The sequence below is a fragment of the Streptomyces sp. 7N604 genome (genome assembly GCF_052245475.1).
Classification (GTDB): domain Bacteria; phylum Actinomycetota; class Actinomycetes; order Streptomycetales; family Streptomycetaceae; genus Streptomyces.
Map to the genome: position 1 here is coordinate 49,322 of NZ_JBQQBX010000034.1, position 20,950 is coordinate 70,271.

General features: G+C 71.6%; 19 protein-coding genes. 14 read left to right on the forward strand and 5 right to left on the reverse strand.

The genetic code is table 11. The features are described from left to right. Positions 1–72: 72 nt before the first annotated feature. Complete coding sequence (locus ACTWP8_RS31070; RefSeq protein ID WP_443325417.1) at positions 73–1,296, reverse strand: alpha/beta fold hydrolase; 1,224 nt, start codon at positions 1,294–1,296, stop codon at positions 73–75. Positions 1,297–1,635: 339 nt separating this feature from the next. Beyond that, a complete protein-coding gene (locus tag ACTWP8_RS31075; protein WP_443325418.1) occupies positions 1,636–2,766 on the reverse strand; it encodes an AraC family transcriptional regulator in 1,131 nt (376 codons plus the stop codon). A 347-nt stretch (positions 2,767–3,113) separates the two neighbouring features. On the opposite strand from ACTWP8_RS31075, the gene ACTWP8_RS31080 reads away from it, so the two are divergent. After that, positions 3,114–3,545: a hypothetical protein gene (locus ACTWP8_RS31080; RefSeq protein WP_443325419.1), complete on the forward strand. Its 432-nt coding sequence runs from the start codon at positions 3,114–3,116 to the stop codon at positions 3,543–3,545. A 156-nt stretch (positions 3,546–3,701) separates the two neighbouring features. Here the strand turns inward: ACTWP8_RS31080 and ACTWP8_RS31085 are convergent, their stop codons facing one another. Continuing rightward, positions 3,702–3,905, reverse strand: a complete 204-nt coding sequence (locus ACTWP8_RS31085) for a cold-shock protein (protein ID WP_030620150.1) — start codon at positions 3,903–3,905, stop codon at positions 3,702–3,704. A gap of 589 nt (positions 3,906–4,494) precedes the next feature. On the opposite strand from ACTWP8_RS31085, the gene ACTWP8_RS31090 reads away from it, so the two are divergent. The 5 genes from ACTWP8_RS31090 (at position 4,495) to ACTWP8_RS31110 (ending at position 9,966) form a co-directional block, all read left to right on the forward strand. Then, positions 4,495–5,337 (forward strand): menaquinone biosynthetic enzyme MqnA/MqnD family protein, encoded by an 843-nt coding sequence (locus tag ACTWP8_RS31090; protein WP_443325447.1) that lies wholly within the window; start codon positions 4,495–4,497, stop codon positions 5,335–5,337. A 70-nt stretch (positions 5,338–5,407) separates the two neighbouring features. After that, positions 5,408–7,216 (forward strand): protein kinase domain-containing protein, encoded by a 1,809-nt coding sequence (locus ACTWP8_RS31095; protein ID WP_443325420.1) that lies wholly within the window; start codon positions 5,408–5,410, stop codon positions 7,214–7,216. Positions 7,217–7,350: 134 nt separating this feature from the next. After that, the gene (gene mqnC / locus ACTWP8_RS31100) at positions 7,351–8,550 is read left to right on the forward strand and encodes a cyclic dehypoxanthinyl futalosine synthase (protein WP_443325421.1); all 1,200 of its coding nucleotides are present in this window, start codon (positions 7,351–7,353) and stop codon (positions 8,548–8,550) included. 29 nt (positions 8,551–8,579) lie between these two features. Next, entirely contained in the window at positions 8,580–9,146 is a 567-nt protein-coding gene (locus ACTWP8_RS31105) for an imidazolonepropionase-like domain-containing protein (RefSeq protein WP_443325422.1), read from the forward strand. A 124-nt stretch (positions 9,147–9,270) separates the two neighbouring features. After that, complete coding sequence (locus ACTWP8_RS31110) at positions 9,271–9,966, forward strand: demethylmenaquinone methyltransferase (RefSeq protein ID WP_443325423.1); 696 nt, start codon at positions 9,271–9,273, stop codon at positions 9,964–9,966. Between the two features lie 30 nt (positions 9,967–9,996). On the opposite strand, the gene ACTWP8_RS31115 is transcribed toward ACTWP8_RS31110, so the two are convergent. Beyond that, a complete protein-coding gene (locus ACTWP8_RS31115) occupies positions 9,997–10,452 on the reverse strand; it encodes an Lrp/AsnC family transcriptional regulator (RefSeq protein ID WP_443319351.1) in 456 nt (151 codons plus the stop codon). 171 nt (positions 10,453–10,623) lie between these two features. On the opposite strand from ACTWP8_RS31115, the gene ACTWP8_RS31120 reads away from it, so the two are divergent. The 4 genes from ACTWP8_RS31120 (at position 10,624) to ACTWP8_RS31135 (ending at position 16,366) form a co-directional block, all read left to right on the forward strand. Further along, positions 10,624–11,625, forward strand: a complete 1,002-nt coding sequence (locus tag ACTWP8_RS31120) for an asparaginase (RefSeq protein WP_443325424.1) — start codon at positions 10,624–10,626, stop codon at positions 11,623–11,625. An 83-nt stretch (positions 11,626–11,708) separates the two neighbouring features. Then, positions 11,709–12,998, forward strand: a complete 1,290-nt coding sequence (locus tag ACTWP8_RS31125; RefSeq protein WP_443319349.1) for a geranylgeranyl reductase family protein — start codon at positions 11,709–11,711, stop codon at positions 12,996–12,998. 150 nt (positions 12,999–13,148) lie between these two features. Beyond that, positions 13,149–15,482: an ATP-binding protein gene (locus ACTWP8_RS31130; protein ID WP_443325425.1), complete on the forward strand. Its 2,334-nt coding sequence runs from the start codon at positions 13,149–13,151 to the stop codon at positions 15,480–15,482. A gap of 194 nt (positions 15,483–15,676) precedes the next feature. After that, a complete protein-coding gene (locus ACTWP8_RS31135; protein WP_443325426.1) occupies positions 15,677–16,366 on the forward strand; it encodes a DUF5999 family protein in 690 nt (229 codons plus the stop codon). A 24-nt stretch (positions 16,367–16,390) separates the two neighbouring features. Here ACTWP8_RS31135 and ACTWP8_RS31140 read toward each other — a convergent pair whose 3' ends face one another. Next, positions 16,391–17,188 carry a C40 family peptidase gene (locus ACTWP8_RS31140; protein WP_443325427.1) on the reverse strand — a complete coding sequence of 266 codons (798 nt, stop codon included), beginning with the start codon at positions 17,186–17,188 and terminating at the stop codon, positions 16,391–16,393. Between the two features lie 730 nt (positions 17,189–17,918). Between ACTWP8_RS31140 and ACTWP8_RS31145 the strand changes: the two genes are divergently transcribed. The 4 genes from ACTWP8_RS31145 to ACTWP8_RS31160 are packed head-to-tail and all read left to right on the forward strand — an operon-like array spanning position 17,919 to position 20,918. Then, a complete protein-coding gene (locus ACTWP8_RS31145; RefSeq protein ID WP_443319345.1) occupies positions 17,919–18,278 on the forward strand; it encodes an NADH-quinone oxidoreductase subunit A in 360 nt (119 codons plus the stop codon). A gap of 17 nt (positions 18,279–18,295) precedes the next feature. Next, entirely contained in the window at positions 18,296–18,850 is a 555-nt protein-coding gene (locus ACTWP8_RS31150) for a NuoB/complex I 20 kDa subunit family protein (protein ID WP_443319344.1), read from the forward strand. Next, a complete protein-coding gene (locus ACTWP8_RS31155) occupies positions 18,847–19,596 on the forward strand; it encodes an NADH-quinone oxidoreductase subunit C (RefSeq protein ID WP_443325428.1) in 750 nt (249 codons plus the stop codon). The genes ACTWP8_RS31150 and ACTWP8_RS31155 overlap by 4 nt, the downstream gene beginning before the upstream one ends. After that, on the forward strand, positions 19,596–20,918 hold the full coding sequence (locus tag ACTWP8_RS31160) for an NADH-quinone oxidoreductase subunit D (protein WP_443325429.1): 1,323 nt from the start codon (positions 19,596–19,598) through the stop codon (positions 20,916–20,918). Before ACTWP8_RS31155 ends, ACTWP8_RS31160 begins: the two co-directional genes overlap by 1 nt. Positions 20,919–20,950 lie beyond the last annotated feature (32 nt).

Genomic DNA, 20,950 nt, shown 5'->3' on the forward strand with positions numbered 1-20,950 from the left:
TTGTGCTGCGCGTGTGGGTCGCGCTACGGGGAGGTTGAGCGGCCCGGGGCCGTCAAGAGGGCGTATGGGTGGCTAGCCGCAGTTGCCGGTGTTCGGCTCGTTCGCGAAGCGGGCGGCGAGCCAGTCGGCGGCCGGAGTCGATGCGGCCAGCGCACCCCCGGCGTGCCCTGCGAGCGGGACCGGCTTCCACCGCACCGGCACGCCCTTCCCGCACCAGTCCCCCCGCAGCCGCTCGCCGACCTCGTACGGAATCAGCTCGTCGATCGTGCCGTGGTAGAGGTAGACCGGGTGGTCGGGGGCGTGCGTGCCGAGCTCCGACTCGCGCATCCGCCGCTGCCAGTCCGGCTCGTGCAGCGGGTTCTTGATCGTCACGTCCGATATCCGCTTGAAGGCCCCGACGGCCGCGCTGGCGGCGACGCAGTTCTTCCGCATGAAGTCGACGTAGAAGCGACCTTGGTCGTTGAGGTACTTGTCGAGCTGCAGCTCGGGGAAGGCGGCGTTCTGGCCGCTGGCCCCCATCAGGACCAGGCCCGCGCCGACGCCGCCGTCGTTGTGGTCGATGACCTTGAACAGGTCGGCGGGGACGCCTCCGGCGGCCGTGCCCTTGACGCGCAGCTCGGGCGCGTACGAGTCGTGCAGTTCGGCCGCCCAGCTCGCGGCCTGCCCACCCTGCGAGTAGCCCATGATGCCCACAGGCCCCTTGGCCGAGAGCCCGGCCTCGGGGAGGCGCTGGGCGGCGCGGGCCGCATCGAGCACGGCTTGCCCTTCGGCGCGGCCGACGGTGTAGGTGTGGTCGCCGGGGGCGCCGAGGCCCTCGTAGTCCGTGACGGCGACGGCCCAGCCGCGGTCGGTGAGGCGCTGGATGAGAGCCGCCTCGCTGGTGGTGCCGTCGGGGAATCCGGCGGACGGCGCGCACTGGTCGGCGAGGCCGACGGTCCCTACGGCGTACGTGACGAGCGGGCGCGCTCCCGTGCGGCCGTCGTCGGGGACGATGACGGTGCCGGAGACGACGTTCGGCTCGCCCTTGGCGGTGGTGGAGCGGTACTCGATGTGCCAGGCACGGGTGTTCGTCGGCTGTCCGGGCAGGGGGTGGAACGAGGTCGGCGCCGACCGGACGATGTCGCCCGGCTTGCCGGTGACTTCGGACCCGGAGGCGGATCCGGAGCCTGGTGCGGGGGATCCGGAGCCGGAGTCGGAGTCGACGGCAGTGGCGGCCTGCGGCAGTGCCGCCGCGAGGCACAGGCCCGCCGCGGCGGCGACGGCCCACCGGTGCGTGCGCAGGGGTGAGAGGTGCATGCGGCTCTCCCAACTGCCCGCGGACCAGCCCTCGCCCGGCGTCGATCCCTGCGGCGCGTATCGTGCCCGCCCGCCCGCTTGCCCGTTCGTCCCTGCCCAGCCCCGGTTCTCTCCCTGCGTCCCACGCAGGGAGAGAACCAGGACGGGGCAACGGGGCGGAGCCCTTGAAGGGTGGGTGGGGGGAGCCCGCCGAGTGGGCGGCGGGCCAGGGTGGTGGGGGGAAGCACCGCAGCGTCTGGGCCTGGCAAGGGCGGTCGAACGGGGGGTCGAACGGACGAGGTCAGGTCGTTCAAGGGGACCGTAGTGACTCGCGAGTAATTTCCGGGCTGACCGGACAGCTCAGCTTCGTTGACTCCGCGTCTCACTGCGTTCGGCCCGTTCGGCCCGTTCGGCCCGTTCGGCGATGGCGCGTTCAGTGCGTTCGGCGCGCACGGTGCTCCCGGGCGCGCCGCCCGCCAGGCGATACGCCCCCGGCGTCGTGCCCGTCCAGCGCCGGAAGGCCCGGTGGAACGCGGTGTCCTCGGAGAAGCCGAGGCGCGCCGCCAGCTCCGCGATCGGCTCCCGCCCCTCCGCGAGCCCCGCGATCGCCGCGTCCCGCCGTACCGCGTCCTTCAACTGCTGGAAGGACGTGTCCTCCTGCTGGAGCCTGCGGCGCAGCGTGGCCGGGCTGACCGCGAGCCGCGCCGCGACCTCCGCGACCTCCGGCAGCCGCGCCGTACCCGCGCCGCCCCGCAGAGCCCGTACGAGGATCCGGCGCACGTGCTCGGCGACCGTCGTGCCGTAGTCGTTGCGGCTCAGCAAGCCCACGGGTGCCCGGCGCAGCAGCTCCTCGAGGCTCGGCTCGTCCTGGACGACGGGGGCGGCGAGCCAGCGGGCGTCGAGGGCGGCGGAGGTGCGGTCCGCGCAGAAGCGCAGCGGGCAGTCGAAGAGCAGGTCGTACTCGTCGCGGTGCGGGGGCTCGGGCGCCGGGTAGGCGAACTCGGCGCGCAGCAGCGGGATTTGGCGGCCGACCAGCCAGCTGGACAGCCGGTGCCAGATGACGACCAGGCATTCGGAGAGGAAGTGGTCCACGTCGTGGGGCAGTTCGCTGCGGACGACGAACATCGCCTCACCTGTGCCACGTTCCAGGGCGAGGTCCGGGCCGCCGGGGAAGAGCCTGTAGAAGCGGAAAGCCCGCTCCAGGGCGGCGCCGAGGTCCCGGCACCCGAGCGAGGCGTAGCACATCATCGCGAAGGTGCCGCGCCTGCTGGGGGCGGTGCCGAGGCCGAGGAACTCGTCGCCCGTGGCCTGATGCAGCGCTCTGATGAGGCCGCTGAACTGCTCGGGCGTGACGCGCGCCCGGTCGTCGCCGAGCAGCAGCGGCGGGATCCGGGCCCCTTGCAGGAGCGGCACGGTGTCGATGCCGAGGCGGTGCGCGCCGCGGAGTGCGGCGCGCACATGGTGCACCGTGATCGTCAGCCGGCTCGGCATCGAAGGCGGCTCCGTGGGCTCCGTGAGTTCCAGGGCTTCGTGCACTCCGTGGGCTTCGCGGACTCCGTGAATTCAGCGCACTTCGTGGAATCAGTGGGCTCCGGGGAGCGGCGAGGCCAGTCGTGGTGACGCTTCCCGTCATCCCTGGCCGTCATGCCCGCGCATGGCGTCGTGGCTGCGCGGCGCACGTTCACAGGGGCCGCAGTCGCGAACGGCCGCCGCCCGCTCCTGAGACCCACCACCGCTCCTGAGACCCGCCGTCCGCTCCTGAGATCCGCCACCCGCTCCTGAGACCCGCCAATACGGCCGAATAGGGCTAATCCGTCCATGCGTCGGACAATGGACACGTGGAACGGTCTCCGGCCGGCGCCGTGCATTGTCACGCGTACGCCTGGGTCGGCCCCCGCCGGCTGTTCGACAGAGAAGGCGAGCGGCGGCCGGAGTACGAGGCTGCGTTCGCGGCCTCGGATGTGACGCCGCTGCGGCTCACCGAGTGGCTGCGCAAGCCCCGGCGGCTGATCCAGGCCACGTTCACGGACCCGTGGGAGGCCGCCGCGTGGATCAGGGCCAGGGCCGAGGATGTCCTGCCCGGCCTGCTGCATCCGGAGGAGGCCGGGTCGCCGCCGCTCGACCGGCGCGAGGCCGCCGCGGCGGACACGCTGAGCTGGGGCGGGGACGTGGCCTGGGGCTTCTACCTGCGGGACGGCGGCTTCGCGTCGTACGCGCTCGTCTCCTGCCCCAATCGCCTGGCTCCGCACCTCGCCTGCCCGGAGCGCTAGCGCCGGTCCCCCCCCACCCCGCCGACCCGCCAGCCCAGGCCGCCTGCCCCCTGGGCACAAAGGCAGGAGCCCCGCTTCCCCGCCATCGCGGGGGAGCAGGGCTCCTTGGGTACTGCTGGTTCTGCGATCAGACAGAGATCGGTCGTCCCGGGCAGGTTAGGCCGGGGTGACGTTCTCCGCCTGCGGGCCCTTCGGGCCCTGCGTGACGTCGAAGGTCACGGTCTGGTTCTCCTCGAGGGAGCGGAAGCCAGACGCGTTGATCGCGGAGTAGTGGACGAAGACATCCGGGCCGCCGCCGTCCTGGGCGATGAAGCCGAAGCCCTTTTCAGCGTTGAACCACTTGACGGTTCCGGTAGCCATAAGCCCTCCTTGGGCCAAAGGGTTGCCCTGCTCCAGAACCTGCAAGAAGTCTGAAAACTACAAAAGCCTGCGGCGTCACATGCTCCGCAGGCTCTGTACTGCAAGGGAAACCAAACTGCAACTTGCGGCGAGCCTAGCACGCAGTTCTCGGCGCGAGGAAGAGGTGAAGATCACCCGCGCGGGCGGTTTCCGTCCGAAAAGGCAGCCCCGACCTGCACGGTCACCCACTGTGAGGCCGCGCACACGAGCTACTGCGCGCGGCCGTGGCCCGTAGCATCCGGGTGAATTCGCGCCCGCGTGTCCTTCCAGGCGCCCACGCCCCCGCGCCCTCCCCCGCGCGCGGCCCCGCCCTCCCCGCGCGCGGCCCCCCGCGCCATCCCACTCCCCCGCGCGCGGGCGCCACGACGGCGCCGTGGCAGCCCCCGGGCGCGGGCCGCGGGCCCGCCGGGTCTAGCCTCCCGATGTGGACAATTCTGACCGAGCTGATCCAGCCGACCGAGCTGCCGCGGGCACCACCCCCGCCACCGTCACCACGCCCGTCGCCCCCGCCGCCGACGACCACCGTCGTAGCCGGCCCCGGGTCGGCCACATCCAGTTCCTGAACTGCCTGCCCCTCTACTGGGGCCTCGCCCGCACGGGCACCCTGCTCGACCTCGAGCTCAGCAAGGACACCCCCGAGAAGCTGAGCGAGCAGCTGGTCCGCGGCGAACTCGACATCGCCCCCATCACCCTGGTCGAGTTCCTCCGGAACGCGGACGACCTCGTCGCCTTCCCCGATCTCGCCGTCGGCTGCGATGGCCCCGTCATGTCGTGCGTGATCGTGTCCCAGGTGCCGCTGGACCAGCTGCACCACGCGCGCGTGGCGCTGGGCTCCACCTCCCGTACGTCCGTGCGGCTCGCGCAGCTGCTCCTCGCCGAGCAGTACGGCATCGAGCCCGAGTACTACACGTGCCCGCCGGACCTGGGCGTGATGATGCTGGAGGCGCAGGCGGCCGTGCTGATCGGGGACGCGGCGCTGCGCGCCTCGCTGCACGACGCGCCCCGCCTCGGCCTCCAGGTCCACGACCTGGGGCAGATGTGGAAGGACTGGACGGGCCTGCCGTTCGTGTTCGCCGTCTGGGCGACCCGCCGCGACTATCTCGCGCGAGAGCCGCTGATCGTGCGGAAAGTGCACGAGGCCTTCCTGGCCTCCCGCGACCTGTCCCTCCAGGAGGTCGGCAAGGTCGCCGAGCAGGCCGCCCGCTGGGAGGCCTTCGACGCGGCGCTGCTGGAGCGCTACTTCACCACGCTGGACTTCCGGTTCGGCCCCGACCAGCTCGCGGGCGTGGCCGAGTTCGCCCGCCGCACCGGGGCAACGACCGGATTCCCCGCGGACGTACGTGTCGGCCTGCTGCCCGCGCAGACCCCCGATCCGGTCGCTCCCGGGCCCTGACCCCAGGCTCTAAGCTGTCCGGCACGCCGCTAGGGGGCATCGGGGCGAGCCGAGGGGGGATCAGCACGTTATGCATCCGCTGGAAGCGGACGATCCGCGCGCCATCGGCCCGTACCGGCTGCTGCGCAGGCTCGGGGCCGGCGGCATGGGCCGGGTCTATCTGGGGCGGAGCGCGGGCGGCCGTACGGTCGCGGTGAAGGTCGTGCACCCGCACTACGCGACGGACGAGGAGTTCCGCGCCCGTTTCCGGCGCGAGGTCGAGTCCGCGCGGCGGGTCGGCGGCGACTGGACCGCGCCGGTGCTCGACGCCGACCCCGAGGCGTCCGTGCCGTGGGTGGCGACCGGCTATGTCGCGGGCCCGGCCCTCGGCCAGGCGGTGTCCGCCGTAGGCCCGCTGCCCGGGCACACCGTACGGACACTGGGCGCGGGCCTGGCCGAGGCGCTGACCGCCGTCCACGGCCTCGGCCTCGTCCACCGCGATCTCAAGCCGTCCAACGTGCTGTTGACGGTGGACGGCCCGCGGCTGATCGACTTCGGCATCGCGCGGGCCACGGACGCCACGGCCTCCCTGACCTCCACCGGCGTCTCCATCGGCTCGCCCGGCTACATGGCGCCCGAGCAGATCCTCGGCAAGGGCGTCACGCACGCGTCCGACGTCTTCTCGCTCGGCGCGGTGCTGGCGTTCGCGGCCACCGGCGAGTCGCCCTTCCCGGGCGACAGCTCGGCCGCCCTCCTCTACAAGGTGGTGCACGAGGAGCCGGAGCTGGGCGGCGCGCTGACGGGCGAGCTGCGCGAGCTGGTCGCCGGCTGCCTCTCCAAGGACCCGGCCGCCCGGCCCACCCCGGAGGAGGTGGCGCGGCGTCTCGGCGGGGGGCCGGGCGCGCAGGGGCTCGTACGTGCGGGCTGGCTGCCCGGGCCCCTGGTCGAGCAGGTGAGCCGGCGCGCCGTCGAACTCCTCGACCTGGAAGCCGGGCCGGACGCCGGGCCGGACGCGGTGCCTGACGGCGGGGCGGGTGCGAGGGCGGAAAGCGCGGTGCCGGGGGCAGGTCATGGCGGCGCGGCCCAGGGCGGCTCGGGCCTGGTCACCCTGCCGCCCGCCCAGTTCCCGGCCCAGGGCCCCGAGGCGGCCGCCGTCGGAAGCGGTACCGCCGGGCCGAGTGATCTCGCGCCCGCGGGCGGCTACGGTCCGCCGCACCCCTCGTACGCGGGCGGGGCCGCGTCCGTGCCGGCCCAGGGCGGGGCATTCGCGCACCACGCGGATGACGCCGCGCCCGCTGCTCCCCCCGCGCCGCCCGGTTTCTCCGTCTCCGCGACGGCCACGGCCGCGCCGCGCCTCCCCGGAGCCCGCCGCCCCCGCCGGCTCAGCTGCACTGTCGTGTTGTCCGTGGCGGCCGCGCTCGCCGTCGGCACGACCACCGCGTACTTCCTCGGCCTGATGCCCGGCACCTGGGGCGGCGGGGACTCCGGGACCAACAGCTCCCATGACACGTCCACCCCTGCGGCCACCGCCCCCTCCGCCGCCGGATCCGCGGTGCCCAAGGCGTTCCTCGGCACCTGGCAGGGCAGTCTCACCTCCGAGAACGGCGTGCCGGGCGGCCAGATGACCATCACCATCGAGCGGGGCAAGGTGGGGCAGAAGGTCGCCAGTGGCGACATCACGCTCTCCGCGCTGAAGTGCCGCAGTCTCTGGCGGCTCGTCAGGGCCGAGCCCACGGAGCTCGTCATGAACTCGCGCTTCAAGGAGACCGAGGGCCAGCCGCTGTGCAGCAGTGGTTCCACGGAGGAGCGGTTCACCCTGAAGTCCGACGGCTCCATCGGCTACGCCGCGAAGGACGAGCCCGCGGGCAATCCCACCGGCACGCTGCGCAAGCTCGACTGACGTCGCGCGCCGACCCCGGCGCATACCCGTATCCCCGTGGCCGCCGTATCCCCGTATCCCGTCCCCGGCGGCCGGGAACCCCTGGCGTACGCTGGGTCGGTCGTCACGTACCCCTCCGGAAGGGACCGGTCCCGGTGAGCGAGAACGCCGACCTTCAGTCCGTCCTCGACCGCGCCGCCGCCGGTGGCCGTATTACTCCTGAGGAGGCCCTCGACCTGTACCGGTCGGCGCCGCTGCACGCGCTGGGCGCGGCCGCCGACGCCGTGCGCCGCCGCCGCTACGCCGGGACCGAGCACATCGCGACGTACATCATCGAGCGCAACATCAACTACACCAACGTCTGCGTGACGGCGTGCAAGTTCTGCGCCTTCTACGCACCGCCCAAGGACACCGAGAAAGGCTGGACGCGCGACCTCGACGACATCCTGCGGCGCTGCGAGGAGACCGTCAGGCTGGGCGGCACCCAGATCATGTTCCAGGGCGGCCATCACCCCGACTTCGGTGTCGAGTACTACGAAGAGCACTTCTCGGCCATCAAGAAGGCCTACCCGCAGCTGGTCATCCACTCCCTCGGCGCGTCCGAGGTCGAGCACATGGCCCGGATCTCCGGTGTGACGGCGGAGGAGGCGATCCGCCGGATCCGCGACGCGGGTCTGGACTCCTTCGCGGGCGCGGGCGCCGAACTCCTCCCGGCCCGCCCGCGCCAGGCCATCGCCCCGCTCAAGGAGTCCGGCGAGCGCTGGCTGGAAATCATGGAGATCGCCCACCGCCTCGGCGTCGAGTCGACCTCCACCATGCTGATGGGCACCGGCGAGACCAACGCCGAGCGGATCGAGCACATCCGGATGATCCGCGACGTCCAGGACCGTACGGGCGGCTTCCGCGCCTTCATCCCGTACACCTACCAGCCCGAGAACAACCACCTGAAGGGCCGGACGCAGGCCACGATCTTCGAGTACCTGCGGATGATCGCCATCGCGCGGCTCTTCCTCGACAACGTCGCGCACATCCAGGGCTCCTGGCTCACCGTCGGCAAGGAGGCCGGCCAGCTGTCGCTGCACTACGGCGCGGACGACCTCGGCTCGGTGATGCTCGAGGAGAACGTCGTCTCCTCGGCGGGTGCGAAGCACCGCTCCAACCGGATGGAGCTGATCGACCTCATCCGGGCGGCGGGGCGGGTCCCGGCGCAGCGCGCGACGACGTACGAGCACCTGGTGGTCCACGACGACCCGGCGAACGACCCGGTCGACGACCACGTCGTCTCGCACCTCTCCTCGACCGCGATCGAGGGCGGCACGGCACACCCCGAGCTGAAGCTCGTCGAGACCAGCTGACCGCCGACTGACCGCCGACTGGCCTTGTTGTGCTGACGATTCACCGGGTGCGCGCCGTCCGCCTCACCGAGGGCGGCGAGCCGGACGCCGGGCACGCGGTCGTGGTCTCGGGCGGCCGTTTCGCGGCCATCGGGCCGTACGAGGAGCTGCTCGCGGAGTACGGGGAGCGGGCCCGCGTCCGGGAGTGGGAGGGCGTCCTCACGCCCGGACGGTACGAGCCGGACGGCCCCGCCCTGCTGGAGCGCACGTACTGGCCCGACCCGCGTGAGGCCGGTGAGCTCGGCACCGGAGCGCTGACCGGCGATGCGATCACCGGGCCGGCCTTCGACGACAGCCGCTGGGGAGCCAGCGCGCGGCGCGGGGTGCAGCGGCTGCTGGCCGCCGGGACGACGGCGCTGTCCGGCCCCTTCACCCGAGCCTCGGTCCGCACCGCCGTCCACCGCTCCGGCATCCGCGTCCTGCCCCTGCCCCTCCCGCCCGGGCCCCGGCCCCGGGCGCTGACCCCCTCCGGCGCGGCCGACTTCGCGGTCTTCGACGAGGACCGGGGCTGTCTCGTCACGGCTCTCGGGGGACGGCTGGTGTACCGCCGCGCGTAAAGCGGCCCGCCAAAGCGGAGTTGGGCCAGGCGCAGCCCGCGGTGTTCCGGCATGCCGTGGGCGCACGACCCGGCAGAGGGGCCGCGCTCCTGAGCCGTGGTGCGGTGCTGCCACAATGGGCGCCGTGACCCGAGCCTCCCTGGACAAGCAGCCGCACGAAGTCGCCGCGATGTTCGACGACGTGGCGGCGAAGTACGACCTCACGAATGACGTGCTGTCCCTGGGCCAGGCCCGGCTCTGGCGGCGGGCGGTCGCGCAGGCCGTCGGCGCCCGCCCCGCCGAGCGGATCCTCGACCTCGCCGCCGGTACGGCCACGTCCTCGCAGCCGTTCGCCGCCGCGGGCGCGTACGTCGTGCCCTGCGACTTCTCGCTCGGCATGCTGCGGGAGGGCAAGAGGCGGCACCCGCACATGCCGTTCACGGCCGGGGACGCGACGCGGCTGCCCTTCGCCGACGCCTCGTTCGACGCCGTGACGATCTCCTTCGGGCTGCGCAACGTCCACGACACGGACACCGCCCTGGCCGAGCTGCTCCGGGTGACCAGGCCCGGCGGCCGGGTGGTGATCTGCGAGTTCAGCCACCCCACGTGGGCCCCGTTCCGCACCGTCTACACCGAGTACCTGATGCGCGCCCTGCCGCCGATCGCGACCACGGTCAGCAGCAGCCCGGACGCGTACGTCTACCTCGCCGAGTCGATCCGCGCGTGGCCGGACCAGCCCGCACTGGCCGCCCGTATGCAGAAGGCCGGCTGGTCGAAGGTCGCCTGGCGCAATCTGACGGGCGGCATCGTGGCCCTGCACCGCGCGTACAGGGCGGACTAGCCGCGCCGGGCCGCGCCGGGGGCCGCGCCGCTACCGGACGACCGGCAAGCCGCGCGGTTCCTTGATCCGCTTCATCACGATCTGCGAGTTGACCTCCGTCACGCCCGGCAGCGCCGTGATCCGCTCGATCCACAGCCGCTCGTACGCGTCGATGTCCGCGACCGCGATCCGCAGCAGGCAGCCGGGGCTGCCGAAGAGCCGGTACGCCTCCACCACGTCCGGCAGCTCCCGCAGCGCGGCCTCGAAGGCCTCCACCGTCTCGCGGTCCCGCCGCACCTCCACCGAGACGAGTACCTCGAAGCCGCGGCCGACCGTCGCCGGGTCGATCACCGCCCGGTAGCCGCGGATCACCCCGTCCTCCTCCAGCTGCCGTACGCGCCGCAGGCACGGCGAGGGGGTCAGGCCGACGCGCTGGGCGAGTTCCTGGTTGGTCAGCCGACCATCCTCCTGGAGCTCGCGCAAGATGCTGCGATCGATCTCATCCATTGAGCAATTATCTGCCACATGCTGCCCTGTGAACGTGAATTTCCGCCACCCTATTGCGGCCATCATTCCCTATTCTTGCTCGTTGACCATCCGAGGCGGGCAACGCAGCACGACAAAACGCAGCACGGCGAACAGCACGAGAGCCACGTGAAGAAAGAAGGTGAGCAGGGCATGCGACGGATCGTCGTGGTGACCACCGGCGGGACGATAGCCAGCCGCTGGCAGGGCAACGGTTACGCCGCCGACGCGGCCGGGCGGGACGTACTCGCCGCGGCGGCCGTACCCGAGGGCGTCGAGACCGAGATCGTCGACCTGTTCACCGTCAACAGCCCGCGGCTGACCACCGCCCACCAACTCGCCCTGCTCCGCGCGGTCCACGAGGTCCTGGAGGACCCGGCCGTCGACGGCGTCGTCGTCACCCACGGCACCGACACCCTCGAGGAGTCGGCCTTCCTGCTCGACCTGCACCACCGCGACCGCCGCCCCGTCGTCCTCACCGGCGCCCAGCGCCCCCTGGAGGCCGTCGACGGCGACGCCTCGGGCAACCTCTACGACGCGCTGCTGACCGCCGCGAACGTCCAGGACCTCGGCGCGCTCGCCGTGTTCGCGGGCCGGGTGCACGCCGCCCGCGGCACTGTGAAGACCCAGACCCTCGCCGCCGACGCCTTCGCCGACCCCTCCAACACCCCTGTGGGAAAAGTCGGTTTCGGCCGCGTCCACATCCTCCGCCGCCCCGAGCGCTCCGAGCCCCTCGCCCTGCCGCCCGTCGACACCGTCATGCCGCGCGTGGACATGGTCATGCACCACAGCGACGCCGACCCGCTGCTCCTCGAGGCGGCCGTGGATGCGGGGGCGCGCGGCGTCGTGCTCGTGGCCGCCGGCGCGGGCAACGCCACCCCGGATTTCACGGCCGCGGTCGGCCGGGCCGTCTCCCGCGGTGTCCTCGTCGCGCTGACCACGCGCGTCCCGGCGGGCCCTGTCACCCCGATCTATGCGGGCGGCGGCGGCGCGGTCGACCTCGTGGCGGCGGGTGCGGTGCCGACCGGCACGCTGCGCGCGGGCCAGGCCAGGATCGCCGTACTCTCCGCGCTCATGTCCTCCCCGGACCCGGTGGAGCGCACCGCCGCCCTCCACCGGATCGCGGTCCCGAGCCGGGCGGCCGTAGCGGCGTAGCACCTCCTCCCGCGGGGCCGCGAAGTGGGCGTTCTAGACTGCGGTCGTCCGCCGTCTCCACCGAGAGCACCAGGAGTGCCGACGTGCCCGACACCGCCGCCCGCAGCGAGCGCAGCGCCGATGTGATCGTCGTGGGAGCCGGGCCCGCCGGTTCCACGACCGCCTACTACCTGGCCAAGGCCGGACTCGACGTCCTGCTCCTGGAGAAGACCGCGTTCCCGCGCGAGAAGGTCTGCGGCGACGGCCTCACCCCGCGCGCGACCAAGCAGCTTGTCGCGATGGGCATCGACATCTCCGAAGAGGCGGGCTGGCTCCGCAACAAGGGCCTGCGCATCATCGGCGGCGGCGTCCGGCTCCAGCTCGACTGGCCGGAGCTGGCCTCGTATCCGGACTACGGACTCGTGCGCAAGCGCGACGACTTCGACGAGCAGCTGGCGCGGCAGGCGCAGAAGGCGGGCGCGCGGCTGTACGAGCGGTGCAACGTCGGCGCGCCGGTCCTGGACCCCCGTACCGGCCGGATCACCGGCGTCGAGGCCAAGCTCGGGGAGGAGAAGACGCCGGTCACCTTCCACGCGCCGCTCGTTGTCGCCGCCGACGGCAACTCCACCCGGCTGTCCCTGGCGATGGGCCTGCACCGGCGCGAGGACCGCCCGATGGGCGTGGCGGTACGGACGTACTTCACCTCGCCCCGGCACGACGACGACTACCTGGAGTCCTGGCTGGAGCTGTGGGACCGGCGCGGCGGCCAGGAGCGGCTGCTGCCCGGCTACGGCTGGATCTTCGGCATGGGCGACGGCACGTCCAACGTCGGCCTCGGCGTCCTCAACACCTCCGAGGCGTTCAAGGACCTGGACTGGCGCGAGGTCCTCAAGGCCTGGTGCGCCTCGATGCCGGAGGACTGGGGCTACACGCCGGAGAACATGACGGGGCCGATCCGGGGCGCCGCGCTCCCGATGGCCTTCAACCGGCAGCCGCACTACACCAGGGGCCTGCTGCTGGTCGGCGACGCGGGCGGCCTCGTCAACCCGTTCAACGGCGAGGGCATCGCCTACGCGATGGAGTCCGGCCAGATCGCGGCTGACGTCATCGTCCAGGCGCACGCCCGCGCGACCCCGGCCCAGCGGGAACTCGCCCTCCGCGCCTACCCGAAGATCCTCAAGGACACCTACGGCGGCTACTACACGCTCGGCCGCGCCTTCGTGAAGCTGATCGGCAACCCGAAGGTCATGAAGGTCGCCACGCAGCGGGGCCTCACGCACCCGCTGCTGATGAGGTTCACGCTCAAGCTGCTCGCGAACCTCACGGACCCGAAGGGCGGTGACGCCATGGACCGCGTCATCAACGGTCTGTCGAAGGTGGCACCGCGCTCGTAGCCGGGGCACGTATCCCGGGCCCTTAGCCGGGGCATGTTCCCGGGCCCGTAGCCGGGGCACGTACCCCGGGCTCGTCGCAGGGGCTGGTGGCCGATTCCCATGACCAGCCCGGTTGTCACGATCAGTCCGGATATCTAGAGTCAGATCACTATGACTTTCGTGGCGCCGCGGCGGCATGGGAAGGGCCTTCCGGCCGACGCGACAAGCTTCGTCGGCCGCCGTCGGGAGCTCGCGGAAGCGAAGCGGCTGCTGTCGAACACGCGGATGCTGAGCCTCGTCGGCGTCGGCGGTGTGGGCAAGACCCGGCTCGGGCTCAGGGTCGCGGCCGAGGTGGAGCGGGCTTTCCCCGACGGGGTGTGGCTGGTCGAGCTGGCGGCCCTCACGGATGAGCGGCTGCTGGCCCACACCGTGATCGACGTGCTCGGGATCCGCCATCAGTCCCGGCCGCCCGTCGAGGCCCTCTGCGACTTCCTGGCCGACCGGCAGCTGCTGCTCCTGCTGGACAACTGCGAGCACCTGCCGGACGCGACCGCGAGTCTGGCCGGGCGGCTGCTGCGTACGGCCCCCGGCCTGCGGATCCTGGCCACCAGCCGGCAACCGCTTGGGGTGCAGGGCGAATCGATCCTGAACGTGCCGCCACTGCCCGTACCCGACCCCGAGGCGCAGGCGGCGCCCGGATCGCTGGCGCAGTACGACGCCGTGACGCTCTTCGTCGAGCGGGCCCGCGCCATGCGGCCGGACTTCGCTCTCTGTGACCGGAACGCGCAGGCCGTGAGCGGGCTCTGCCGCAGGCTCGACGGGATCCCCCTCGCGATCGAGCTGGCGGCGGTGCGCCTGCGCTGCCTGTCCCTCGAGCAGATCCTGGACCGCCTGGACGACCGGCTGCACCTGCTCACGGGTGGATGGCGGGCGGTGCCGCCGCGTCAGCGCACCCTGCGAGCTGCGGTCGACTGGAGCTACGAGCTCTGCTCGCCCAAGGAGCAGCTGCTCTGGGCCAGGCTGTCGGTCTTCTCCGGCGGTCTGGATCTGGAGGCGGCCGAGGAGGTGTGCACCGGCGACGGCATCGACCGGCGGGAGATGCTCGAGCTGATCTCCGGCCTGGTCGACAAGTCGATCATCGGGTGTACGCAGGACGGCGGACCGGCTCGGTACCGGCTGCTGGAGACCATCCGCCAGTACGGCAGGGAGCTGCTCGCCGGGTCCGGCCAGGAGGACGGTCTGCGCCGGCGGCACCGGGACTGGTACCGGCATCTGGCCGAGGCGGGCGAGGCCGCCTGGACCCGCCCCGACCAGGTCGAGTGGCTGTCCCGGCTGGCGAGGGAGCACCCCAATCTGCGAGCGGCACTGGAGTTCTCCCTCACCGAGCCGGGCGGGGCGCGGTCGGCGCTCGCCATCGGCTCCGCGCTGTGGCCCTACTGGCTCGCCTCGGGTGATTTCACCGAGGCCCGCCACTGGCTCGGCCAGGCGCTCGCGCGCGATCCGGAGCCCAGCCCGGTCAGGGCGAAGGCGCTGTGGGCCAATGCGTGGTACGCCATCCAGCAGGGCGACGTGCCAGAGGGGCTGCCGCTGCTGGCCGAATGCCGTCGGCTGGCACAGGACCTGGGCGACGAGACGGCCCTCGCCTGGGCGACCGAGTGGGGCGGTCAGGCAGCGATGTTCCAGGGCGACATCCCGCGCGCGGTCGAGCTGTTCGCCGAGGCTCTGGAGCGCCACCGCGCCCTGGGCAACGACGGCGGCATCGTGATCGGCCTCTACCAGCTGGCGCAGGCCACCTCATGGCTGGGCGATCCCCGCTCCGCCGAGCTGGGTGAGGAGATGCTCGCGTTCTGCAAGGAACGGGGCCTGAACTGGTCCAGCTCGTACGCACTGTGGGTGCTCGGACTCGAGATGTTCCGGCAGCGGGACCTGCCCCGGGCGGCCGGCCTGCTCCGTGACAGCACCCGGCTCCGGTACGCCTTCCACGACCGGCTCGGCATCGCCCTGTGCATCGAGGCGCTCGCCTGGACCGCGGGGGCGGAGGACCGGCACGCGCAGGCCGCGGAGCTGCTCGGGGCCGCCCGGGTCTTCTGGCATGCGGTGGGAGCCTCCCCAGCCAAGTACGGGCACTTCGTCGACGCCCACGAGCGGTGCGAGGCGCGGGCACGGGAGGCTCTCGGGGACAAGGCCTTCCAGGCGGCGGTCCGGCGCAGCGAGACGATGGATTTCAGTGATGCCGTCACCTGCGCGCTCGGCGAACCGGCGGCCGCCACCGCGGACACCGCGACCGCCCCGGCCCCGCTGACGCCCCGGGAACGCGAGATCGCGCTGCTGGTCGCCCAGGGGCTGAGCAACCGGGAGATCGCCGCCCGGCTCGTCATCGCCCAGCGCACCGCCGAGGGCCACATCGAGCGCATTCTCGCCAAGCTCGGGTTCCACTCGCGTACGCAGGTCGCGGCCTGGGCCGCTGAGCACCTTGAGGGGGCCGGGCCCGGTCGGCACGGATGAGGTAGGCCTGTCGGCGGCTGCCGACGCGCCGTCGTATGCCCCTACACATCCCCGCGCATACGCCCTGTACGCCCCGCACGCACGATTCAGGTACCGGTCCGGGGATTCATCCCCTGATGCCCCGGCCCCCACCCGGCACAGGATGGTCATGCCGACAGGAATCCCGCCGCAGCGGCGGTACAAAGGTCCGACTCATGTACCAGCACCAGCAACCGTGTCCGCTCCTCGCCGCATCCGACCACGACGCGGCCTGTCTCATCGACTTCCACCCCGAGCACGGACGGGGCCTGACCTGCCATGGCGTGAGGGTCTTCGCGAGCGCGGGGGACCTCCTGCCCGAAGCGCGCGTGGCCTGCGCCCCGCCGGGTCCGCACCGGCCGGGCGGAATGAGAACGCCCGCGGCTCCCGCGGCCACGCGCGCGGTGTGGCTGCTGTCTCCCGACCCGTCCTCGGTGTCCAGGGCCCGGAGCCTTGCCCGCACCCAGCTGGCCGACTGGGCGCTCCGCGAGCACACCGATGACACCGAGCTGCTGGTCAGCGAGCTGGTCACCAACGCGCTCCGCCATGCGTGGGGGCCGATCCGGTTCAGCCTCTCCCAGGCGGACGGCGCGCTGCGCTGCGAGGTCGAGGACACGGAGCCCGACCCGCCCCAGGTATGCCAGGCCGAGGACGACGACGAAACGGGCAGAGGGCTGCAGCTGCTCGACGCGCTGGCCTGCCAGTGGGGGTGTGAACGCACACACACCGGGAAGATCGTGTGGTTCGAGCTGATGACCTCGGCAACGACCGTCTCCCTCCCGGTCGGCGACGACCTCGGGCGTGACGGTGGCCACGACAAAGGGCCGCAGCTCCCGGGCTGGGAGAGCGGCGGCCCTTCGGCGTGATGGGAGCCCGTGGGGAGTTGCGAATCAGAGAACGCGCGTGGCGCTCGTCGGCGGGTAGTCGCTGAGCTTCTGCTTCACTACGCCCTTGCTGGGATTGGCGGCGTCGATGTACATGCCGTCGCCCACGTAGACGGCCACGTGGTACGCGCTGCCCGTACCGCCCCAGAACAGCAGGTCGCCCTTCTGAAGGGCGTCCAGCGACACCGGCGTTCCGGTGGTCGACTGGTCCTGCGAGACGCGCGGCAGATCGACGCCGACGGTCCGGAACGCGGCCTGCGTCAGCCCCGAGCAGTCGTACGCCGACGGGCCGGTGGCACCCATGACGTACGCCTTGCCGAGCTGCGCCTCGAGGAAGGCGAGGACGGTCGCGGCGCTGCCGGTCGCGGAGGAGGAGGCGGTGCTCAGGGTGGTGCGCTCGGCGGCGCGGGAGGCGCGCTCGCGGGCCTCCGCCGCCTTCCTGGCCTTCGCCTTGCGCGCGGCCTCGGCCTTGCGCTCGGCCTCCAGCTTGGCCTTCTTGGCGGCCTTGCGCGCGGCGTCCGCGGCGCGCTCACGCTGCTTCTCGAGCTCGGCCCGGTACTCGTAGTCGAGGGCGGCCTGCTCCGTGGCCGCGGAGGACTGCGCGACCGCGCCCGCGAGGGTGTCGGTCACCGTGGGCATTTCCACCGTCGTCTCGGCGGTGGACTCGGCCGCGAGAGCGGAGACCGATCCGCCGGTGACGGCGAGGGTGCTGAGGACGCCGCCGGCCACACCCGTGCGCAGCACCCAGGTGCTGGCGCTACGACGGGGTTTCCGGCGGCTACGTATGTGAGCGGTGTGGGACATGCGACCACGGCTATCAGGGTGCCAAGGGTTCCTTCAAGGAACGTGTGATGCGCCACAGTTGTCACGTACGCGGCGAGAAAGGCCACTTGCCGATCTTGGATGGCTCGTTCCGCTCCGGAGGGGTCAGCTCCGGTCACGCCATGGTCACGGCTTTCCTTTGTTTCGCCCGAATTGCGCGGCGCTTACCACCACCTACGTTCGGTGGCCAAGTAAGGCATTCCCGAGCGCGGAGACGACGTGGGATACCTCACGGTTTGGCGGCGCATTGAACAGCGCCGCCCTGCGTGTGAATGCGTGCACGCACCGGCGATCATGGCCGTTTCGCGAGCCGCCGCGCCCGCCGTCTCCGGCGTCTTCCATCGCCTTCCGGATCCGCGGGTTGCGCCTATTTATCAGCCCTCGCAGTCCATTGCGAATTTGCATGGACCGTTGCTCTTTGCTAGATGCGCACCGCCCTGACCTGCGGTAAGGCCTGAAGATGTCACGGCTCGTGATCGGCCGGACGCTTCGCGTATGAAGATCACCGCTCATCCGACTTCATGATCGTTCGTCAGGTGGTGGAGATCACAAAGCGCTTGTCGAACCCCGTGTCGCAGATCACAGACCGAGAGGCATAGGATGCAGTCGACTCGGGCTTGTGAACTGCCTCACATATGCACGATCTTCGTGTTGGCGGTGTGCACGTCCGGTCGCGGTCCGCAGTCATCGTCGACTGGAAGGAGCGAGGAGCGTGAACGCCTATGCGCCCATCCTCGTGCTAGGCGCCCTCGGGGCAGGCTTCGCGATCTTCTCCGTGGTCATGGCCAGTCTCGTCGGCCCCAAGCGCTACAACCGGGCCAAGCTCGAGGCGTACGAGTGCGGCATCGAGCCGACCCCGCACCCGGCCGGAGGCGGGCGCTTCCCGATCAAGTACTACCTGACGGCGATGCTCTTCATCGTCTTCGACATCGAGATCGTCTTCCTCTATCCCTGGGCCGTCACCTTCGACGCGCTGGGGCTGTTCGGGCTCGTCGAGATGGTCCTCTTCGTGCTCACCGTCTTCGTCGCCTACGCCTATGTCTGGCGGCGCGGCGGCCTGGAATGGGACTAGGGGGCTAGGGGCCAATCATGGGTATCGAAGAGAAAATTCCGAGCGGCTTTCTGCTGACCACCGTCGAACAGGCCGCGGGGTGGGTGCGCAAGTCGTCCGTCTTCCCCGCCACCTTCGGCCTGGCGTGCTGCGCCATCGAGATGATGACCACCGGCGCCGGGCGCTACGACCTCGCGCGCTTCGGCATGGAGGTCTTCCGCGGATCGCCGCGCCAGGCGGACCTGATGATCGTGGCGGGCCGGGTGAGCCAGAAGATGGCCCCGGTGCTGCGGCAGGTCTACGACCAGATGCCGAACCCGAAGTGGGTCATCTCCATGGGCGTTTGCGCCTCCTCCGGCGGAATGTTCAACAACTACGCGATCGTGCAGGGCGTCGACCATGTCGTCCCCGTCGACATCTACCTGCCCGGCTGCCCGCCCCGCCCCGAGATGCTGCTGGACGCGATCCTCAAGCTCCACCAGAAGATCCGCGAGGAGAAGCTCGGGGTCAACCGCGAGCAGGCGGCGCGCGAAGCGGAGGAAGCGGCGCTCAAGGCGCTCCCGACGATCGAGATGAAGGGGCTGCTGCGGTGAGCGATGCACCTGAGCCGAACGCCAACGGCGTCAACCCCGACAAGGACCTGAACGCCCAGAACCTGCCGGGCCAGCGCGGTGACCACGGCGAGGTCATCGACGTGCGCCGCGGCATGTTCGGCCCCAGCGGCGGCGGCGACACCTCCGGCTACGGCGGCCTCGTACGGTCCGTACGGCTGCCCGGCGCGGCCACCCGGCCGTACGGAGGCTGGTTCGACGAGGTCGCCGACGAGCTCGAAGGCGCCCTGGAGGAACAGGGCTTGGTCCCCGAGAACGCGATCGAGAAGACGGTCGTCGACCGCGACGAGATCACCTTCCACATCGCCCGCGAGCACCTGCCCCAGGTGGCCAGGACCCTCCGCGACGACCCGGCCCTGCGCTTCGAGCTCTGTACGGGCGTCAGCGGCGTCCACTTCCCGGGCGACAAGGGCCGCGAGCTGCACGCCGTCTACCACCTGCGCTCGATCACCCACAACCGGCTGATCCGGCTCGAGGTCGGCTGCCCCGACGCCGAACCGCACATCCCGTCGATCGTCTCGGTCTACCCGACCAACGACTGGCACGAGCGCGAGACGTACGACTTCTTCGGCATCGTCTTCGACGGCCACCCGGCCCTGACGCGGATCATGATGCCGGACGACTGGCAGGGCTTCCCGCAGCGCAAGGACTACCCGCTCGGCGGCATCCCCGTCGAGTACAAGGGCGCCCAGATCCCGGCTCCGGACCAGCGGAGGTCGTACAGCTGATGTCTGCTTCGCAAGCGACTCCACGAGAGACCACAGAAGGCACCGTCTACACCGTCACCGGCGGCGACTGGGACGAGGTCGCGACCGCCGCGGTCAAGGCCGACGACGAGCGGATCGTCGTCAACATGGGACCGCAGCACCCGTCCACGCACGGCGTGCTCCGGCTGATCCTGGAGATCGACGGCGAGACGGTCACCGAGGCCCGCTGCGGCATCGGCTACCTCCACACCGGCATCGAGAAGAACCTCGAGTACCGGACGTGGACGCAGGGCACCACGTTCGTCACGCGCATGGACTACCTCACCTCGTTCTACAACGAGGCCGGGTACTGCCTGGCCGTGGAGAAGCTCCTCGGCATCGAGGACGACATCCCCGACCGCGCCACCCTGGTCCGCGTGCTGCTGATGGAGCTGAACCGGCTCTCCTCCCACCTGGTGGCCATCGCCACCGGCGGCATGGAGCTCGGCGCCACCACGATCATGATCTACGGCTTCCGGGACCGCGAAATGATCCTGGATCTGTACGAGTTGATCACCGGGCTGCGGATGAACCACGCGTACATCCGCCCCGGAGGACTCGCCCAGGACCTGCCGCCCGGCGCGGTGGACGCCATCCGCGAGTGCATCAAGAAGATGCGGAAGAACCTCCCCGAGTACGACAAGCTCGCCACCGGGAACCCCGTCTTCAAGGGCCGGATGCAGGACGTCGGCTACCTCGACCTCGCGGGCTGCATGGCACTCGGCGCCACAGGACCGATTCTGCGCGCCGCCGGCCTCCCGCACGACCTCCGCAAGGCCCAGCCCTACTGCGGCTACGAGACCTTCGACTTCGAGGTGCCGACCGCCGACACCTGCGACGCGTACGGCCGGTTCCTGATCCGGCTCGAGGAGATGCGGCAGTCGCTGCGGATCGTCGAGCAGTGCCTGGACCGGCTGGAGCCGGGCCCGGTGATGGTCGGCGACAAGAAGATCGCCTGGCCCGCGCAGCTCGCGCTCGGCCCCGACGGTCTCGGCAACTCGCTCGACCACATCAAGAAGATCATGGGCACGTCGATGGAGGCCCTGATCCACCACTTCAAGCTGGTCACCGAGGGCTTCCGGGTCCCGCCGGGCCAGGCCTACACGGCCGTGGAGTCGCCCAAGGGCGAGCTGGGCGTGCACGCGGTCAGCGACGGCGGCACACGTCCGTACCGGGTCCACTTCCGCGACCCGTCCTTCACCAACCTGCAGGCCATGGCGGCGATGTGCGAAGGCGGCCAGGTCGCCGACGTCATCGTCGCGGTGGCGTCCATCGACCCCGTGATGGGAGGTGTCGACCGGTGACAGCCAACCCCGCCAACCCAGAGGTGCACCTG

Excerpts from the sequence above, each read along its gene's own strand:
- ACTWP8_RS31070 (WP_443325417.1), bottom strand. The coding sequence starts at position 1,296 with ATGCACCTCTCACCCCTGCGCACGCACCGGTGGGCCGTCGCCGCCGCG.
- ACTWP8_RS31075 (WP_443325418.1), bottom strand. The coding sequence starts at position 2,766 with ATGCCGAGCCGGCTGACGATCACGGTGCACCATGTGCGCGCCGCACTC.
- ACTWP8_RS31085 (WP_030620150.1), bottom strand. The coding sequence starts at position 3,905 with ATGGCTACCGGAACCGTCAAGTGGTTCAACGCTGAAAAGGGCTTCGGC.
- ACTWP8_RS31095 (WP_443325420.1), top strand. The coding sequence starts at position 5,408 with ATGCATCCGCTGGAAGCGGACGATCCGCGCGCCATCGGCCCGTACCGG.
- ACTWP8_RS31115 (WP_443319351.1), bottom strand. The coding sequence starts at position 10,452 with ATGGATGAGATCGATCGCAGCATCTTGCGCGAGCTCCAGGAGGATGGT.
- ACTWP8_RS31120 (WP_443325424.1), top strand. The coding sequence starts at position 10,624 with ATGCGACGGATCGTCGTGGTGACCACCGGCGGGACGATAGCCAGCCGC.
- ACTWP8_RS31130 (WP_443325425.1), top strand. The coding sequence starts at position 13,149 with ATGACTTTCGTGGCGCCGCGGCGGCATGGGAAGGGCCTTCCGGCCGAC.
- ACTWP8_RS31135 (WP_443325426.1), top strand. The coding sequence starts at position 15,677 with ATGTACCAGCACCAGCAACCGTGTCCGCTCCTCGCCGCATCCGACCAC.
- ACTWP8_RS31140 (WP_443325427.1), bottom strand. The coding sequence starts at position 17,188 with ATGTCCCACACCGCTCACATACGTAGCCGCCGGAAACCCCGTCGTAGC.
- ACTWP8_RS31150 (WP_443319344.1), top strand. The coding sequence starts at position 18,296 with ATGGGTATCGAAGAGAAAATTCCGAGCGGCTTTCTGCTGACCACCGTC.
- ACTWP8_RS31160 (WP_443325429.1), top strand. The coding sequence starts at position 19,596 with ATGTCTGCTTCGCAAGCGACTCCACGAGAGACCACAGAAGGCACCGTC.